The 17,835-nt window shown below is 66.4% G+C and carries 16 protein-coding genes and 1 pseudogene; 13 read left to right on the top strand and 4 right to left on the bottom strand.

Translation table 11 applies throughout. The annotated features are described in order from the left end of the window. Window positions 1–4 precede the first annotated feature (4 nt). The 8 genes from CHB99_RS12845 (at window position 5) to CHB99_RS12810 (ending at window position 7,233) form a co-directional block, all read left to right on the top strand. The gene (locus CHB99_RS12845; RefSeq protein ID WP_042130227.1) at window positions 5–856 is read left to right on the top strand and encodes a glycine betaine ABC transporter substrate-binding protein; all 852 of its coding nucleotides are present in this window, start codon (window positions 5–7) and stop codon (window positions 854–856) included. A gap of 106 nt (window positions 857–962) precedes the next feature. Further along, a complete protein-coding gene (locus CHB99_RS12840; protein ID WP_042130229.1) occupies window positions 963–2,060 on the top strand; it encodes a quaternary amine ABC transporter ATP-binding protein in 1,098 nt (365 codons plus the stop codon). Then, window positions 2,057–2,908, top strand: coding sequence for an ABC transporter permease (locus CHB99_RS12835; protein ID WP_042130231.1), 852 nt, complete (start codon window positions 2,057–2,059; stop codon window positions 2,906–2,908). Before CHB99_RS12840 ends, CHB99_RS12835 begins: the two co-directional genes overlap by 4 nt. Further along, the gene (locus CHB99_RS12830; protein ID WP_042130233.1) at window positions 2,905–3,756 is read left to right on the top strand and encodes an ABC transporter permease; all 852 of its coding nucleotides are present in this window, start codon (window positions 2,905–2,907) and stop codon (window positions 3,754–3,756) included. Before CHB99_RS12835 ends, CHB99_RS12830 begins: the two co-directional genes overlap by 4 nt. A gap of 152 nt (window positions 3,757–3,908) precedes the next feature. Continuing rightward, the gene (locus CHB99_RS12825; protein ID WP_170946383.1) at window positions 3,909–4,919 is read left to right on the top strand and encodes a GlxA family transcriptional regulator; all 1,011 of its coding nucleotides are present in this window, start codon (window positions 3,909–3,911) and stop codon (window positions 4,917–4,919) included. Between the two features lie 22 nt (window positions 4,920–4,941). Then, entirely contained in the window at window positions 4,942–5,361 is a 420-nt protein-coding gene (locus CHB99_RS12820) for a hypothetical protein (protein ID WP_042130237.1), read from the top strand. A 476-nt stretch (window positions 5,362–5,837) separates the two neighbouring features. Continuing rightward, window positions 5,838–6,713 (top strand): AEC family transporter, encoded by an 876-nt coding sequence (locus tag CHB99_RS12815; protein WP_042130416.1) that lies wholly within the window; start codon window positions 5,838–5,840, stop codon window positions 6,711–6,713. Between the two features lie 43 nt (window positions 6,714–6,756). Next, window positions 6,757–7,233: a VOC family protein gene (locus CHB99_RS12810; protein WP_042130418.1), complete on the top strand. Its 477-nt coding sequence runs from the start codon at window positions 6,757–6,759 to the stop codon at window positions 7,231–7,233. A gap of 2 nt (window positions 7,234–7,235) precedes the next feature. Here CHB99_RS12810 and CHB99_RS12805 read toward each other — a convergent pair whose 3' ends face one another. Beyond that, a complete protein-coding gene (locus CHB99_RS12805) occupies window positions 7,236–8,126 on the bottom strand; it encodes a LysR family transcriptional regulator (RefSeq protein ID WP_042130421.1) in 891 nt (296 codons plus the stop codon). A 109-nt stretch (window positions 8,127–8,235) separates the two neighbouring features. On the opposite strand from CHB99_RS12805, the gene CHB99_RS12800 reads away from it, so the two are divergent. The 4 genes from CHB99_RS12800 (at window position 8,236) to CHB99_RS12785 (ending at window position 13,672) form a co-directional block, all read left to right on the top strand. Next, window positions 8,236–9,426 (top strand): MFS transporter, encoded by a 1,191-nt coding sequence (locus CHB99_RS12800; protein ID WP_042130423.1) that lies wholly within the window; start codon window positions 8,236–8,238, stop codon window positions 9,424–9,426. Window positions 9,427–9,584: 158 nt separating this feature from the next. Continuing rightward, window positions 9,585–10,106, top strand: coding sequence for a sigma-70 family RNA polymerase sigma factor (locus CHB99_RS12795; RefSeq protein WP_084703022.1), 522 nt, complete (start codon window positions 9,585–9,587; stop codon window positions 10,104–10,106). After that, on the top strand, window positions 10,103–11,044 hold the full coding sequence (locus tag CHB99_RS12790) for a FecR domain-containing protein (protein ID WP_042130427.1): 942 nt from the start codon (window positions 10,103–10,105) through the stop codon (window positions 11,042–11,044). Before CHB99_RS12795 ends, CHB99_RS12790 begins: the two co-directional genes overlap by 4 nt. Before the next feature lie 93 nt (window positions 11,045–11,137). Then, window positions 11,138–13,672, top strand: a complete 2,535-nt coding sequence (locus CHB99_RS12785) for a TonB-dependent siderophore receptor (protein ID WP_084703024.1) — start codon at window positions 11,138–11,140, stop codon at window positions 13,670–13,672. 97 nt (window positions 13,673–13,769) lie between these two features. Here the strand turns inward: CHB99_RS12785 and CHB99_RS12780 are convergent, their stop codons facing one another. Then, window positions 13,770–15,161 (bottom strand): aldehyde dehydrogenase family protein, encoded by a 1,392-nt coding sequence (locus CHB99_RS12780; RefSeq protein ID WP_042130428.1) that lies wholly within the window; start codon window positions 15,159–15,161, stop codon window positions 13,770–13,772. A 105-nt stretch (window positions 15,162–15,266) separates the two neighbouring features. On the opposite strand from CHB99_RS12780, the gene ptrR reads away from it, so the two are divergent. Further along, the gene (gene ptrR / locus CHB99_RS12775; protein ID WP_042130430.1) at window positions 15,267–16,172 is read left to right on the top strand and encodes a putrescine utilization regulator PtrR; all 906 of its coding nucleotides are present in this window, start codon (window positions 15,267–15,269) and stop codon (window positions 16,170–16,172) included. A 52-nt stretch (window positions 16,173–16,224) separates the two neighbouring features. Here the strand turns inward: ptrR and CHB99_RS12770 are convergent, their stop codons facing one another. Together CHB99_RS12770 and CHB99_RS12765 are read right to left on the bottom strand one after the other, a co-directional pair. Continuing rightward, entirely contained in the window at window positions 16,225–16,938 is a 714-nt protein-coding gene (locus CHB99_RS12770) for an alpha/beta fold hydrolase (protein ID WP_245655673.1), read from the bottom strand. Window positions 16,939–17,536: 598 nt separating this feature from the next. Beyond that, window positions 17,537–17,835 (bottom strand): annotated as a pseudogene (locus CHB99_RS12765) (hypothetical protein); the annotation flags it as partial.

Raw genomic sequence — 17,835 nt, 5'->3', positions numbered from 1 at the left:
AACGATGAAATTCTTCCGCAAGGCCCTTTGCACCCTCGCGATGGTCGGTCTCACGGTGTTCCAGGCCCAGGCCGAGGAAAAGACCATCACCATGGGCACCCTGTCGTGGGAAGACCTGACGCCGATCACCACCGTCACCAGGAAAGTCCTCGAAGACGCCGGCTACACCGTCAAGGTGACCAATTTCTCCGAATGGGGCATCGCCTACGCCGCGCTGGGCAAGGGTGACATCCAGATCCTCGCCTCGCAGATCGACTACGCCGCGCAGGACTACTGGAACAAGAACAAGAACCGTCTGGAAAAGATCTCGCCGGTTTCCCACGGCCTCTACCAGGCCATCGCCGTACCGCGCTACGTCACCATCGACTCGCTGGAAGAGCTCAACGCCAACGCCGACAAGTTCGGCAACAAGATCGTCGGCATCGAGCCGGGTTCGGGCCTGATGAGCGACGCCGCCAAGGCCGTCACCGACTACGGCCTCAAGCTCAACCTGCTCGAAGGCAGTACCGCGGCCATGACCGCCGCGCTCAAGTCCGCCGTGGACCGCAAGGAGTGGATCGCCGTCACTACCTGGGAGCCGTCGTGGATGGCGCAGAAGTTCGACGTCAAGTTCCTCAAGGACCCGAAAGGCTCCTTCGCCCCGCCACAGGGCTACTACTGGGTCGGCAAGAAGGGCTTCTCCGCCGAGTACCCGCAGGCCCGCGAGCTGATCGCCGGGGTGTACCTGCCGCTGTCCGACATCACCGCGATCAACGGCGCGATGAAGGACGGCCAGACCGTGGAGCAGGCCGTGCAGGCATGGGCGACGAAGAACGCCGACCTGATCAAGCGCTGGGAAAACATCAAGAAATACTGATTTCGAGGTACCGCGTTGCCTGGCCCCACGGCGGGCAACGCCTTTAACACTGCCGAACTGAACGTAATAAAAAAGCCAACCAGATTTCTGGTTCGACGGGTGCGAGATGAACACAGCAAGCGAAACAGCTGAAGACGTATTGGTGGAGTGCCAATCGGTCTGGAAGATTTTTGGCAAGAACGCCGATACCGCCATGCGTGCCTATAAAGAGCGCGGTTTGTCGAAGAAGCAGATTCTTCAGGAGCATGGCTGTGTGGTCGGGGTGTCGAATGTCAGCCTCAAGGTCAGGCGTGGAGAGATCTACTGCATCATGGGCCTGTCCGGCAGCGGCAAGTCGACCCTGATCCGCATGTTCAACCGCCTGATCGATCCCACCTCCGGGCAGATCCTGATCAAGGGCAAGGACATCGCCGCCCTCGACGCCGCGGCCCTGCGCGAAACCCGCGCCCGGCATATCGGCATGGTGTTCCAGAGCGTGGCCCTGCTGCCGCACCGCAGCGTATTGGAAAACGCCGCCTTCGGCCTGGAGGTGCGCGGTATCTCCAAGGCCGAGCGGCACAAGGTGGCCGAGCAGGCGCTGGCCAAGGTCGGCCTCGGTGACTGGGCCGCGCGCTATCCCGACGAGCTGTCCGGCGGCATGCAGCAGCGGGTCGGCCTGGCCCGGGCGATCGCCTCGGACCCGGAAGTGATCCTCATGGACGAACCCTTCAGCGCCCTCGACCCGTTGATCCGCCGTCAGTTGCAGGACGAGTTCCGCCAGCTGACCAAGTCGCTGGGCAAGTCCGCGGTATTCATCACCCACGACCTGGAAGAGGCGATCCGCATCGGTGATCGCATCGCCATCATGAAGGACGGGGTGATCATCCAGGAGGGCACCGCCGAGGACATCGTGCTCAAGCCCGCCGACGCCTATGTCGCGGAGTTCGTCGCCGGCATCTCGCGCCTGCACCTGGTCAAGGCGCACTCGATCATGTCGGCCGTCGCCGCCCATCCGCATATCGACCCGGCGCGCCTGCCGAGTGCCGGGCCGCAGGCCGACCTGGATGCGTTGATCAACCTGATGATCAGTTCCGCCGGCGATGCCCTGGCGGTGGTGGAGCAGGGCCAGGTGCTCGGCATCATCACCCAGCAGGACCTGCTGCGTGGCGTGCAGGGCGCGCCGGCGCCGGAGCAGGCGGCCGTGCAACTGGAGCGCGCGCTATGAACGTCTCGGGCTTCGCCGCGGCCTTCGACGCATTCGTCGATGCCCGGCTGGAATGGCTGTCGGACAACGGCGCGTGGTTCTTCGACGGTCTCAACGACATTCTTCACGCCGGCTACCAGGCCATCTACGACGGCCTGACCCTGCTGCCGTTCTACGTGATCATCCTGCTCTTCGGCGTGCTCGGCTGGCGTCTGGTCGGCCACTGGCGCTTCGCCGTCGGCACTATGCTCGGCCTGCTGCTGTGCGCGATCATGGGCCTGTGGCCGCAGACCATGAGCACCCTGGCGCTGGTCCTGGCCGCCACCAGCATGGCGCTTGTGGTCGGTATTCCAATGGGCGTCGCCGCCGGCCTGATGCCGTCGCTGGATCGCCTCAGCGAGCCGGTGCTGGACCTGATCCAGACCCTGCCGCCGTACATCTACCTGCTGCCGGCCATCGCCCTGCTGGGCTACGGCCCGGGTACCGCGCTGGTGGCCACCTTCATCGTCGCGGTACCGCCGGTGGTGCGCCTGACCTCCCTGGGCATCCGCCAGACGCCCAGGGTATTCATCGAACTGGGCCAGGCCAGCGGCACCACGGGGGCGCAGCAGTTCTTCAAGATCCGCCTGCCGTTCGCCCTGCCGAGCATCATGGCCGGGGTCAACCAGGGCCTGATGATGGCCTTCGGCATGGTGGTGATCGCCGGCATCGTCGGTTCCGGCGGGCTGGGCGAGGTGATCTACGGCGCGATCCGCACCCTGGACATCGCCATGTCGATCAACGCCGCCATTGCCATCGTCATCCTCACCCTGATCCTCGACCGCATGGCCCAGAGCGCGACCCGCCTTGGCCGGAGGGCTGCGCCATGAATCCCGCCGATATCAAGTTCTCCCCGGGCGCCTGGCTGGCGCCGTCGGTGGACTGGCTGAACGCCAACCTGCATGGCCTGTTCGCCCTGATCAGCCGCTGCATCGAGGCCGTCCTCGGTGGCATCGAGGGCGTACTCCTGGCGATCCCGGCCTACGCCATGATCGCCCTGGTGGCACTGCTCGCCGGTTTCCTCATCAACCTGCGCGCCGCCGCACTGGCGCTGGCAATGCTTGGCTTCTGCCTGCTCTCCGGGTTCTGGGTGGCGTCGATGCAGACCATCGCCCTGGTCACCGTGGCGGTGCTGATCTCGGTGGCGGTGGCCTTCCCGCTGGGCGTGCTGGCCTCGCGGATCAAGCGCCTGGATGCCGTGTTGAGTCCGCTCCTCAGCGTCATGCAGACCGTGCCGCCGTGGGTCTACCTGATTCCGGCGGTGATGGTGTTCAGCCTGGGCAAGGTCCCGGCGATCCTCGCCACCATCATTTATGGCATCCCGCCGATGCTGCGTCTGACCACCCTGGCCTTCAACGGCGTGCGCGCCGACCTGCTGGAACTGGGCAAGGCCATGGGCGCCTCGCCGCGGGACATCCTGCTGAAGATCGAACTGCCCAGCGCCATGCCGACCCTGCTGGTGGGCCTCAACCAGTGCATCCTGCTGTCCCTGGCCATGGTCGTGCTGGCCGGGCTGGTGGGGGCGGGCGGTCTCGGCGCGGAAGTGACCCGCGGCCTGACCCGCATGGAAATGGGCCTGGGCCTGCGCGCCGGCCTGGCGATCGTTGCGGTGGCGCTGTTGCTGGATCGCCTGTCGCGGGGTGCCCTTCAAGGTCGCCGGATGCGAGCTGCAACATAAACAGAAAAAGCTGAAGGACAGTTGGACACCGCCACGCCGGCGTGCATCATTCATCGATGCATGCCGGCGTGGCGGTTTCGACGTTTCGGCGCTCATCGAAGAACAAGAGTGGAAGACATAACGTGGTCGAAAGAAGGCATTTCAGTGATGCCATGCAGGGCTCGAACCTGCGCTTCACTGGCGAGAAAGGGCAGGCGGCGGGCGGCCAGGGCCGGGTCGGGTTCATCCTGCTCGAACACTTTTCCCTGCCGGCCTTCACCCAGGCCCTCGACACCCTGGTCACCGCCAACCTGATCCAGGCGGCGTCCTTCAGCCATCGTACCTTTACCCTCGATGGCGGTTCGCGGGTCAGCGACCTCGGCCTGGTGATCTGCCCCGACGCGCCACTCAATGCCGCCGCCCTCGACGAACTGGACCTGCTGGTGGTCTGTGGCGGCCTGCGCACCGTGCTGCGGCCGATCGCGGAACTCAATCAGATCCTGCACAAGGCCGCGGAAAAGCACGTGGCCCTGGGCGCCCTGTGGAACGGCGCCTGGTTCCTGGGCCAGGCCGGCCTGCTCGATGGCTATCGCTGCGCCGTGCACCCTGAGCATCGCGGCGCCGTGGCGGAGATCGCCAAGGACAGCCAGGTCACCAGCGAAAGCTACATGGTCGACCGCGACCGCCTGACCGCGGCCAGCCCGGCGGGGGGCTTCCACCTCGTCCTGGAGTGGATCAACAGCCGCTGTGGCCGCGGCCTGGTGGATGCCGTGGTGGATATCCTCGCGTTCGAGGAGTCGCGCTACCGCCGTGCCCGTCCGACCCTGCACGAAAAGATGAGCGAACCGCTGCGCGAAGCCATCAACCTGATGAGCGCGAATATCGAAGAGCCCTTGAGCCAGGACCAGCTGGCCCACTACGTCGGCCGCTCGAAGCGCCAGATCGGTCGCCTGTTCATGACCCAGCTGGGGACCACCCCGGTGCGTTACTACCTGGAGTTGCGCATCACCGAGAGCCGGCGCCTGCTGCAGCATTCCGACCTGCTGCTGATCGATGTGGCGCTGGCGTGCGGGTTCGTCTCGCCGAGCCATTTCAGCAAGTGCTACACCTCGTTCTACGGTTATGGGCCGTCGAAGGAGATTCGCTATGGGCTGGTGAAGGGCGGGAAGGGGAAGAAGGAATAGTTTTCAGGGAGGCGCGAGGCACATGCTGGATTACAACCTGGCCCTGCTGCTTGGTGGGGTGCTCAGTCTGTTGGCGGCGGTTGCGCACCTGTGGTGTATCGCCGTGGGGCCCGCGGGTTATCGCTTGATGGGGGCAGGGGAAAGAATGGCTCGTGCCGCCGAGCAGGGCAGGCGTTATCCGACGTTCATCACCCTGGGCATCGCCCTGGTCCTGGCGATCTGGGCGGCATATGCATTGTCCGGTGCCGGTGTGATCGGACCGTTGCCGTTGTTGCGAACGGGGTTGTGCGCGATCACGGCGGTCTATCTGTTGCGCGGCTTCGCCGGGCCGCTGCTGCTGCGCAATACCGGGCACAGCAGGCGCTTCATCGTGGTCAGTTCGCTGATCTGTGCCGGGTATGGGGTGGTGCATCTGCTGGGGTTGGTATCTACACATCTTTGACGGCTTGGCGGGGAACCGTATCAAGGCCGCCAAGTGCTCGTCGTGACGGGGGCAGTGCCCTTGAGATCGAGCGCCGCCCGCGCGGCGCATCGCGAGCTCGCTCGCTCCTACATTTTTTGCAACGTGCCTATGCCTGACAGGCCATGGTTGTCCGCCTTGGTGGTACGACGCGGTACCTCGTCGATCCCAACAGCCTCCCCGCTATAAATCGCCAGGCACCAAAGGCTGGCAACACCGTTCTCACAGGCCATGGCACGTTGCAAAAAATGTAGGAGCGAGCGAGCTCGCGATGCGCCGCGCGGGCGGCGCTCGATCTCACAGGCACTGTAGGGCTCAAGACAGGCACCTGGCGGCCTTCATGCGGTTTCCCGCCAGGTCGTCAAAGATGTGTAGATACCCATGCCCAGGCGGCCAAACCCTTGCACCCACCCACCACCCGCTCCTAGCATGGCCGCTTTTGCCAAGGACCACGCCCCATGCTGGCTTCGTTGTTCGCCGTTCTGGCACCTGTCTTCATCGTCGCCGCGATCGGCTTCATCTGGGCACGCCGAGGCCATGACTACCCGACGGAGTTCATCGCCAGCCTGGTCATGAGCATCGGCACGCCATGCCTGGTGCTGTCGACCCTGCACCGCACCCGCCTCGATCCGCAGGCCTTCGCCAGCATGGCCCTGGCCTGCGTGCTGGGCATGCTGGTGATGGCGGCGATCGGCTATGCGGTCAGCCGCGCGTTCCGCCAGCACTGGCGGGTGCTGATGCCGGCGTTCATGTTCCCCAACACCGGCAACATGGGCCTGCCGGTGGCGCTGTATGCCTTCGGCGACCAGGGCCTGGCCCTGGCGGTGGCGTTCTTCCTGACCCTGTCGAGCTTCCAGTTCACCCTGGGGATCGCCATCTCCGGCGGCGTCACCACTTTCCGCTCGCTGCTCAGGAACCCCATCGTCATCAGCCTGGCCCTGGCCTTGCCGATGATTTTCTTCGACCTGCAACTGCCGCGGTGGCTGGCCAATACCGTGGACCTGGTGGGCGGCATGGTGATTCCGCTGATGCTCCTGACCCTCGGCGTGTCGCTGGCCAGCATCCGCCCGCGGCAGGTCGGCAGCGGCATGCTGCTCGGGGCGCTGCGCATCGTCCTCGGCGCCGTGGTCGGCTGGGCGATCGGTGCCGTGCTCGACATGCCGGCGCTTCCGCACGCGGTGCTGGTGATGCAGTCGGCCATGCCGGTGGCGGTGTTCAACTACCTGCTGGCGGTGCGCGCCGGGCGCTCGCCGGAGCAGGTGGCCAATGTGGTGATGTGCTCGACCCTGCTGTCGTTCGCATGGCTGCCGATCGTGCTGGCCGGGTGGCTGTAGCGGCGTTACCCTGAGCGCTTTGTCGCCGCCCGGAAAAACCGTCATGGACCTGAAGTTCAGCCACGTGGATGTCCTGGTCCACGACCTCGAAAGTGCCTGCGCGCATTACGCCCGGGTGTTTTCGGCGCAGGTGTCGCGCGCCTTCACCTGGCAGCGCGACGGCCTGCACGTGCGCTACGCGGTGGTGCGTTTCGGCGGCGAGCGTTTCATCCTGGTCCAGCCCCTGGCCGGCAATCTGCACGAACTGCTGGAACGCAACGGCGAGGGCACCATCTACCGCCAGTGCTACACCACGCCGGACATCCTCGCCGCCTATGACCAGTTGCTGGCCAACGGCGAACACCCGGAAGACGAGAACGGCAAACCGCTGGCCCGCGAACAGCTGGACTCGCCCAGCGGCGTGCGGATCCTCTGGCTGCCCAAGCGCTTCGGGCAGTTCTCCATCGAGATTCTCCAGGCCGATGAACTGGAGCATTTCATTCGCAGCGCCTTCGCGGTCTCCACCAGCGACCCCCACTGAGCTCAGGTGCGCGCGGGAAACAGCTCCGCGCACATGAAGTCGATGAACACCCGCAGCTTCGGCGCCAGTTGCTTGCTCGACGGCCAGAGCAGGCGGAAGGTGCCCTGATGCTCGACGTGCTCGGGCAGCACTTCGACCAGCTCACCGCGGGCGATGGCCGCGCGCACCATGAAGTCCGGCAGGCAGGCGATGCCCAGCCCGGCCAGGGCGACATCCACCAGGGCGATCGCGCTGTTGCACACCATCGAGGTGGGCAGTTTCCACTCCCGCGCGCCGTCGTCCTTCAGCGGCCACGGCTGAAACCTGCCGGTGCTGGGCAGTTTGTACTGCAGGCAGGCATGCCCGGCGAGGTCGGCCGGGCACCGCGGTGTGCCGCGCTGTGCCAGGTAAGCGGGAGACGCCACCAACTGCAGCTGGAAGTTGCCGAGGACGCGCGACATCAAGCGCGAGTCGGCGGGCTCGCCGGTGCGCATGACCACGTCGAAGCCTTCCTCGATCACCTCCACCAGGCGGTCGGACAGGTCGAGGTCCAGTTCGATAGCCGGGTAGCGCCGCATGAAGGCGGTCAGCGTCGGCAGCACCAGCACTCCGGTCTGCGGCAGGCTGACGCGCAGACGTCCACGCGGCGCCTGGTGCGTCTCCGACATTTCCAGTTCGGCCGCCTCCAGCTCGCAGAGGATGCGCCGGCAGCGTTCGAGAAACAGCGCGCCTTCCGCGGTCAGGGTGATGCTGCGGGTGCTGCGGTGAAACAGACGCACGCCGAGGCGTTGTTCCAGGCGGCAGATGCTTTTGCCGACCGCCGAAGCCGAAACCCCGAGCAGACGCCCGGCCGCGGAGAAGCTGCGGGTTTCCGCCGCCTGGACGAAGAAGGCGATGCCGTTGAGTGATTCCATGACGCTTCCTATTCAGGAATATTTGTCCGATATATTTTGAACCCGAGCATTATTGTCTCGCATGGGGGATGCGTCGAGCATGGCAGCCTGCATTCGACGAGGCGTAACCATGACACTCTCCACCACCGCTCCACTCCACGGCGCGCAGGTCGCGCGCCTGCCCATCGCGGCACTTCTGGCCCTGGCCTTGACCGGGTTCGTCACCATCCTCACCGAGGCGCTTCCCGCCGGGCTGCTGACGCAGATCAGCGCCGGCCTGGGCATTTCCGAAGCGCTGGCCGGGCAACTGGTGACGCTCTACGCCTTTGGCTCGCTGCTGGCGGCGATTCCCTTGATCGCCCTGACCCAGGGCATGCGCCGGCGGCCGTTGTTGCTGACGGCACTGGCCGGCTTCGTGGTCGCCAATACGCTCACGGCGATTTCCAGCAGTGCGCTGCTGACCCTGTTCGCGCGCTTTCTCGCCGGCATGGCGGCCGGGTTGCTCTGGGCCCTGCTGGCGGGGTACGCGGCGCGCATGGTGGCGCCGCAGCAGCAGGGCAGGGCGATCGCCATCGCCATGGTCGGCGCGCCGCTGGCCTTGTCGCTGGGGGTTCCCGGCGGCACCCTGCTGGGCAATCTGCTCGGCTGGCGCCTGTGCTTTGCCCTCATGAGCCTGCTGGCCCTGCTGCTGATGCTCTGGGTGCGCGCCGCGGTCCCGGATTTTCCCGGGCAGACCGCCGGCAAGCGCCTGTCGCCGCGGCGGGTACTGGTCATGCCCGGGGTGCGCCCGGTGTTGTGGGTGGTGCTGACCTTCGTCCTTGCCCACAACATTCTCTACACCTATATCGCGCCGTTCCTCGCGGTGGCGGGGATGGCCGAGCGCACGGACCTGGTGCTGCTGGTGTTCGGCCTGACCTCGTTGCTGGGGATCTGGATCATCGGTGCGCTGATCGACCGCCACCTGCGCCTGCTCACGCTGGTCTGCATCCTGCTGTTCGGGCTGTGCGCGCTGGGGCTGGGGCTGTTCGCGGCGGATCCGCTGCTGGTCTACACGGCGGTGGGATTGTGGGGGCTGGCCTACGGCGGGGTGCCCACGCTGTTCCAGACCGCGCTGGCCAGGACCGCCGGCGAGGCGGCGGATGTGGCCCAGTCGATGCTGGTCACGGCCTGGAACATGGCGATCGCGGGGGGCGGCATCCTGGGTGCGTTTCTCCTCCAGCACCAAGGTGTCGGCAGCTTCTTCCCCGCCATCCTGGCACTTCTGGCGCTGACCCTGCTGGTGGTCTGGAGGGCACGCCGGCACGGCTTTGCGGCGTCATGAGCAGGAGCCCTCGCGGAGTATTCGTCACGGACTCTTGCGCCCGCCGCCATGGTTGCCGGCCATGATCCTTCACCCCCTCGCACCCTGATGGCAATTGCAAAGCATGGCGGACATCCACTAAATTACGACTCATTCTCAAATGATATCGATTGCCGTCCATGTCCGCCGAACCGCCCCAGACCGTTGCCTCTCTCTACAGCGCCCACCATGGCTGGCTGGTGGGCTGGCTGCGGGCGCGCCTGGGCTGTTCGCAGCAGGCCGCGGATTTTGCCCAGGACACCTTCCTGCGCCTGCTCCTGAGTGAGCGTCGCCACGGTCTGCCCGGTGATCTGCGCGAGCCGCGCTGCTTCCTCGGCGCCGTGGCGCGGCGGGTGATGGTCGACAGTTTCCGCCGCCGTGCCCTGGAGCAGGCCTATCTGCAGGCCTTCGCCGACGCGCCGCCGGCCTTCGACATCTCGCCCGAGGAGCGTCTGCTGTTGCTGGAGAGCCTGCACGCGGTGGACGCCATGCTCAGCGGCCTGGGGCGCAAGGTGAAGCAGGCGTTCCTGCTCTCGCAACTTCAGGGCCTGGGCTACAAGGAGATCGCCGCGCGCATGGGCGTCTCGGTCAGCTCGGTGACCAAGTACGTGGCCAAGGCCACCGAACACTGCCTGCTGTTCGCCCTGGAGCAGCAAGGGTGACCGCCGAGCAGCAGCGCGAGGCGCTGCGCATGGCCGCGCAATGGCTGGCGCGTCTGGCCGCGCGCCCCGAGGACGCCGCGCTGCTCGCCGCCTGGCGGCAATGGCGCCAGGCCGATCCCGCGCACCAGTGGGCCTGGCAGCGGGTCGAGCGGATGCAGGCGCAGTTGCAAGGCCTGCCGGGCGAGTTCGCCTGCCGGGTGCTGGAGCATGCCCCGGCCTCGCTCGACCGACGCGCGATGCTCAAGCACCTGGCACTGCTGGCCGGGGTCGGCGCCCTGGGCTGGAACGGCTATCACCAGGCCCCGGTCTGGCTGGCCGACCAGCGCACCGGTGTCGGCGAGCGGCGCAGCGTGACCCTGAGCGATGGCACCCGCCTGGCACTGAACACCGCCAGCGCGGTGGACATCCGCTTCAGTGCGCAGATGCGCCTGATCCATCTGCGCGCCGGGGAAATCCTCCTCAGTACCGGCGTCGATCCGCGGCCATTGCTGGTACGCAGCGCCGAAGGCCATCTGCGGGCGCTGGGCACCCGCTTCAGCGTGCGCCAGAACGACGCCAGCACGCGCCTCGAAGTCTTCGAGCAGGCCGTGGCGGTGACCCCGTTGCAACTGGACCGCGAGCAACGGGTCGAGGCGGGGCAGGGCATGACCTTCAGCGCGCGGCACTGTGGCCCCCTGCAGGCGCTGGAGCCGGGCAGCGGCGAATGGGTCAATGGCCGCCTGCTGGTCAATGGCTGGCCGCTGCGGCGTCTGCTCGGCGAGTTGCGCCGCTACCGGCACGGTTACCTCGGCTGGGACGACGCGGTGGCCGAACTGCCGATTTCCGGCGCCTTCCCCCTGGACGACCTGGACATGGCCTTCGCCGCCATTGCCCGGGCCCTGCCGGTCCAGGTACGGCAACGCAGCCGCTACTGGACCCGGGTGGTCGGCAACGCCTGAGAAATTTCTTGCGCGGCGTTGTCGATTTTTCCGCGCCCGTTCGACTTACCCCTGAAACCACCCCATCCACAGTGCGAAGGATCAGGAATCAGCATGCTTTCAGGGTTGCCTACCACCGTTGTTCGTCCCACCCGTTCACTGCGCAAGAAGCCACTGGCGCTGGCCATCGTCTCGGCCTCGCTGGCCCTGCACGCGGCCGTCGGGGCGCCATTGTTCGCGCCGTCCAGTCAGGCCCGCGCCGAGTCCGTGGAGAAAACCTACGGCATTCCCGCCGGCCCGCTGGGTGCGGCACTGATCCGCTTCGCCGGCGAGGCCGGGGTGGTGGTGTCGTTCGATACGCGCATGACCGCCGGTCACCAGAGCCCGGCGCTGAATGGCCGTTTCAGTGTCGAGCAGGGGTTCGCCCGGCTGCTTCAGGGCAGTCCGTTCAGTGTCGTGCGCAACGCCGATGGCAGCTGGTCGCTGCTGCAGACGCCGGGCCAGGGCAGCGTGGCCCTGGCCCCGACCGCCGTGGTCGGCCAGGGCCTGGCCGAGAGCGGCGCGGCGTACACCGTGCAGAGCGCGACGGTGGGCAGCAAGGTCGCCACCTCGCTGCGCGAAGTGCCGCATTCGGTATCGGTGGTCACGCGCCAGCAGATCGAGGAGCAGAACCTCAACAGCCTGACCGAGGTGATGGCCAAGGTGACCGGCGTGACCCTGCAGAAAGGCGGGATCGCCCAGGCCTCCATGGGCAACGAGAGCAACTTCTTTTCCCGCGGCTTCGCCGTGTCCAACACCCAGATCGATGGCGGCGCGCCGTTGAGCACCAGCATCGCCGGCTACGGTTCGCTGAGCCAGCTGGACATGGCCCAGTACGAGCGCGTCGAGTTCCTGCGCGGTGTCGACGGCCTGTTCTCCAGCAGCGGCGATCCCGGCGGCACCGTCAACCTGGTGCGCAAGCGTGCCCTGCGCGACAACCAGCTGGCGTTCTCCGCGTCCGCCGGCAGCTGGGACAACTACCGCAGCGAGTTCGACCTCACCGGCCCGCTGGTGGACAGCGGCGATATCCGTGGCCGCCTCGGCATGGCCTACCAGGACAGCAAGGCGTTCTACGACTACGGCGATATGCAGAACAGCCTGGCCTATGGCTCGCTGGAGTTCGACCTCAGCCCGGACACCACCCTGACCCTCGGTGGCAGCTACCAGGACGTGGACGGCGTGCCGTACTACAACGGCCTGCCGCGCTACAGCAACGGCGAGGACCTCAAGCTGCCGCGGCACACCGCCTTCACCTCGAACTGGAACAGCGTGCGCGAAGAAACCCGCCAGGCCTACGCCAGGGTCGAGCACAGCTTCGACGCCGACTGGTCGCTGACCACCGAACTGAACTGGGTGGACATCGACCGCGACTCCACCGGGCTCTACTACTTCGGCGGCGTCGATCCGGAAAGCGGCCTCGGCCCGGCCTGGTACCACTACCCCAACACCGGCGGCAGCGAGCGCAAGACCCTCAACAGCTACTTCAAGGGCCGCTTCAGCGCCTTCGGTCTGGACCACGACGTGCTCGGCGGGCTGGACTACACCCACACGGTGGGTTCGGTGGTGCAGTACACCGGGGTGATCGCCAACCTCCCGCTGGACCTCGGCGGCCGCACGCCCCCCGAGGACCAGGGCCGCCGCCTGAACAAGGACCAGTACCTCACCGAGATTCGCAAGTCGCTGTACGGCATGACCCGTCTGTCCCTGAGCGAGGAGGTGAAGTTCATCATCGGCGGACGCCTGGCGGACTACGCCTACCAGAACAAGCAGGACTTCTTCGATGGCGTGACGCCGCCGTCGCGGCCGTCCACCAAGCACGAAAGCGGGGTCTTCACGCCGTATGCCGGCCTGACCTGGGACCTCGACCCGCGCTGGACCCTGTACACCAGCTACGCCGAAACCTTCACCCCGCAGACCGGCTACAGCATGGGCCCGCAGCCAGGCTCGCCGCTTGAGCCGAGTACGTCGAAGAACTATGAACTGGGTCTCAAGGGGCAGTTGTTCGACGGCCGCATGAACAGCGCCTTCGCCCTGTACCGCATCGAACAGGACGGTGCCGCGATCGAGGACGGCCAGTACGATTTCGGTGGGGATTGCTGCTACCGCAACCAGGGCCTGGTGGTCAGCCAGGGCTTCGATGCCGAGATCAGTGGCGAAGTCGCCCCTGGCCTGCAGTTGATCGCCGGCTACACCTACGCCCATGTGGTCGACAAGGAGGGCGACGAGGCCCGTGACTCCTTCGTCGGGGTCACGCCCAAGCATTTGTTCAAGCTGTGGGGGACCTATCAGTTGCCGGGGCAGTGGCAGGACTGGAAAGTCGGCCTCGGCGCGACGGCGCAGAGCCGCACGTCGAAGAATGGCTACGTGACCACCTTCAACCCGGACAGCGGCAAGTTCGATGGCGAGGATGTTTCGTACAAGTTCATGCAGGCCGGCTACACCGTGTGGAGCGGCAGCATCGACTACCGCATCGACGAGCACTGGTCGGCGACGCTGAACGCCAACAACCTGGCCGACAAGCGTTACTACGCGACGGTGGGCACCTCGGCGTACAACAACTTCTATGGTGATCCGCGCAACTTCATGTTGACGCTGCGGGCGAAGTTCTGAGGGGGCGGCACGCCTGAAGTTCTTCCGTCAGGGGTGCCGTTCTTCAGGTCATGGGCGCGCGAGGGTGTCCACCCGGACACCCTCGCCGCTGCGTTGCTCAGTTGCGCTCCAGCCACACCGTCTGCGCATTGCAGAACTCGCGCACGCCGAAGTGCGACAGCTCGCGGCCGAACCCGCTCTTCTTCACGCCTCCGAAGGTTACCCGCGGGTCGCTGGCGCAATAGCCGTTGATGAACACGCCACCGGTATCCAGCTCTTCCACCAGTTGTTCGGCCAGCGCCACGTCGGCGGTATAGATGGTCGCCGTCAGGCCGAACTCGCTGTCATTGGCCAGCGCCAGCGCATGCCGGGCATCGCGGGCGGTGATGATCGAGGCCACCGGTCCGAACAGCTCCTCCTTGAACGAGGTCATGCGCTCGGTGACGTCGGCCAGCACCGTCGGCTGGTAGTAGTTGCCGTCGCCTTCGGCCTTGCCGCCGCCCAGCAGCAGGGTCGCGCCTTCGGCCAGGGTGGCCTGGACCTGGCCGTCCAGTTCGTCGCGCAGGTCGAAGCGGGCCATCGGGCCGATGTAGGTCTCGGCGTTGCGCGGATCGCCCATCACCAGCTCGCGGGTCATGGCCACGAACTTCTCGGTGAAGGCCTGCACCACGCCTTCCTCGACGATCAGGCGCTTGGCCGCAGCGCAGACCTGGCCGGTGTTCTGGTAGCGACCGATGACCGCGGCCTTCACCGCCGCGTCGAGGTCGGCGTCGTTGAGCACGATGAACGGATCGGAACCGCCCAGCTCAAGCACGCATTTCTTCAGCGCGGCACCGGCCTGGGCACCGATGGCGGTACCGGCACGCACGCTGCCGGTCAGGGTCACGGCGGCGATGCGCGGGTCGGCGATGGCCTTCGACACGCCATCCGGGGTGACGTTGAGCACTTCGAACACGCCCTCGGGGAAGGCGGCGCGCTTGAACGCATCGAGCAGCAGGTAGGCGCTGCCCATCACGTTCGGCGCGTGCTTGAGCACATAGGTGTTGCCGGCCAGCAGCGCCGGCACGGCACCGCGCAGGACCTGCCAGATCGGGAAGTTCCACGGCATCACCGCCAGCAGCGGGCCCAGCGGGCGGTATTCGATGCGCGCCTTGCCCACCGGCACCGGCGCGGCTTCGGCGGCGAGCATGGCCGGGCCGTTGTCGGCGTACCACTCGCACAGATGAATGCATTTCTCGATTTCGCCACGGGCCTGGGCGATCGGCTTGCCCATTTCGTCGGTGATCATCCGCGCCATGGCCTCGAGGTTGTCGCGCAGGGCGCCGGCGAGGGCGCGCAACTGGCCGACGCGGCCTTCCAGCGGCGTGCGGCGCCAGACCGCGTAGCCGGCGGCGGCACGGGCCAGGGCGGCGTCGAGCACGGCGGCGCTTTCGTAGGGATAGGCGCCGATCTGCTCGCCGGTGGCGGGATTGATCGACAGGGCATGGGTCTGGTGGCTGATCACGGTCATCTCGGCGTCCTGATGGAAGGAGTACGGATCGAAGCCTACTGCGTTGTATGTTTCCCTGAAACTGAATAATACTGAGCTAAACATTCACGCAAAGAGAATGATTATATGGATCTGGTCCAGTTGGAGATGTTCAAGGCCGTGGCAGAGCAGGGCAGCATCAGTGCCGCGGCTCAGCATATTCACCGAGTACCGTCGAACCTGACCACGAGAATCCGACAACTGGAAGAGGAACTCGGCGTCGACCTGTTCATCCGCGAGAAAAGCCGCCTGCGCCTGTCGCCGGCCGGCTGGAATTTCCTCGACTACGCGCGGCGCATCCTCGACCTGGTGGCCGAGGCGCGGCAGACCGTGGCCGGCGACGAGCCGCAGGGCGCCTTCGCCCTGGGTTCTCTGGAAAGCACCGCGGCGGTGCGCATCCCCGCCTTGCTCGCGGCCTACAACCAGAGCTACGCCAAGGTCGAGCTGGACCTGAGCACCGGTCCGTCCGGGGCGATGATCGACGGCGTGCTGGCCGGGCGCCTGAGCGCCGCCTTCGTCGACGGGCCGGTGCTGCACCCGGCGCTGGAAGGGGTGCCGGTGTTCACCGAGGAAATGGTCCTGATCGCGCCGCTCCACCATGCGCCGATCGCCCGTGCCGCCGAGGTCAACGGCGCGACCATCTACGCCTTCCGCGCCAACTGCTCGTACCGTCATCACTTCGAGAAATGGTTTGCCCAGGATGGCGCGGTGCCGGGCAAGATCCTCGAAATGGAGTCCTACCACGGCATGCTCGCCTGCGTCAGCGCCGGCGCCGGCCTGGCGCTGATGCCGCGCAGCATGCTCGACAGCATGCCGGGCTGCAGCATGGTCAGCGTCTGGCCGTTGTCGGAGAAGTTTCGCTACCTGCGCACCTGGCTGGTGTGGCGGCGCGGGATGATGTCGCGCTGCCTGAGCACCTTCGTTCAGTTGCTCAGGGAGCGCGGCGACGTGCAGGACGACAGCGAGGCGTCCAGCAACCGCGAAGCGAGTTGATGGAAATGCGCCGGGCGCTCCCAGAGGGGAATACGAGAACATCCGCACGCGGTCAGGCGTCGAAGGCACCGTCGAGCCAGCGGCCAAGCAGTTCGCTGGAGCGCTCGGGGTGTTCCAGCGGCGGCAGGTGGCCGCAATCACCGATCACCTCCAGGTGCGCGCCGGCGATTCCTTCGTGGATCAACCGGGCCTCGGCCAGGGGCGTGATCTCGTCCTGTTCGCCGAACAGCACCAGGGTCGGCACGCGGATCGTCTCCAGCACAGGGCGGTAGTCCGCGCGCTCGATGATCGCCTGCTGCTGGCGGATGAAACCCTCGCGGCCGATGGCGTCGGCCATCTCCATCACTACCCGCGGCACGCTGCTGTCGAGGCTGCGGGCATGCATCAGGCGCGGCAGCAGTTGCGGGGTGACGCCCTTGAACTTGCCCAGCCCGGCCAGTTCCAGCAGGCCGCGGCGCACCCGCGCGCGGGCCGGGTCGTCGGGGCGCGCCATGGTGTCGAACAGAGCCAGGCGTTCAACCCGCTGCGGGGCGCGGCGCATGATCTCGAACGCCACGTAGCCGCCCATTGACAGTGCCGCGAGGGCGAAGCGCGGTGGCGCCTGGCGCAGCACCCGCTCGGCCATGGCGGTGATGCAACTGTCCTGGCTCAGGTCGGGGATCAGCACCTGGCGCGTCGGTGCAAAGGTGGCCTGGGCATGGGCCCAGAGGCGATGGTCGTTGAGCAGGCCGGGCAGCATCACCAGGGGAAGGTTGTCGCGGGACAAGCGGGGTACTCCTGAAAGCGAAACGGGGTTGGACGTGCGCGGGTTCACGTCAGGTTCTGCGGCGGGGCGGGTGCGGACAAGTGTATACAAATTGTGTCGCAGGGAAACGCCTTTGTCCCTCGCCGGTCCCCTTGCCCTGGGTGGCGTGAATCCAGTGCGCTGACTGTGATGGCTTCATTGATCCCGTAGGAGCTGGCTTGCCTGCGAAGGACCGCAACGCGGTCCCTGACAGCGGTGAGGTCTGGGACCGCTTCGCGGTCCTTCGCAGGCAAGCCAGCTCCTACGAGTCCTTCGCAGGCAAGACTGTCAGAACGGCACGGCCACCGTCAGCTGGCTATACACACTGGTGCCATTGCCCCGCACTCGACAACTGCTGATGCCGAACCTGACTCGGCATGGGTATATCAGTGGGGAAGGTGAGGTGGAGGTGAATACGGGGTTGGGTTGCGCTGACTGTGATGGCTTCATTGATCCTGTAGGAGCTGGCTTGCCTGCGAAAGGACTGCGAAGCGGTCCCAGACAGCGGTGAGGTCCGGGACCGCGTTGCGGTCCTTTCGCAGGCAAGCCAGCTCCTACAGATCCTTCGCAGGCAAGACCGTCAGAACGGCACAGCCACCGTCAGTTGGCTGTAAACGTTGGTGCCATTGCCACCGACCTGGTTGCCACCGTTGGTCTCGTCCTTCTTCGGCTGGTACAGGCCAACCAGCGGACTAATGATCAGGTGCTCGTTCACCGCCCACTCCACGTAGAAGTCCAGCTCCCGCGCATCCAGGTTCAAGGTGTCGCGGGTACGCAGGGTGTTGAAGTCGAAATACAGCGCGCCCACCGTCAGGTTCTCCAGCGGCGTCGCCTTCAGACCCACGTGATGAATCCCGGTATTGCTGTTGAACGGCCCCG

Source organism: Pseudomonas japonica, from assembly GCF_900188455.1.
Lineage (GTDB): Bacteria > Pseudomonadota > Gammaproteobacteria > Pseudomonadales > Pseudomonadaceae > Aquipseudomonas > Aquipseudomonas japonica.
The sequence above is the reverse complement of the archived record's forward strand: the minus strand, read 5'-3'. Positions and strand labels throughout refer to the sequence as shown.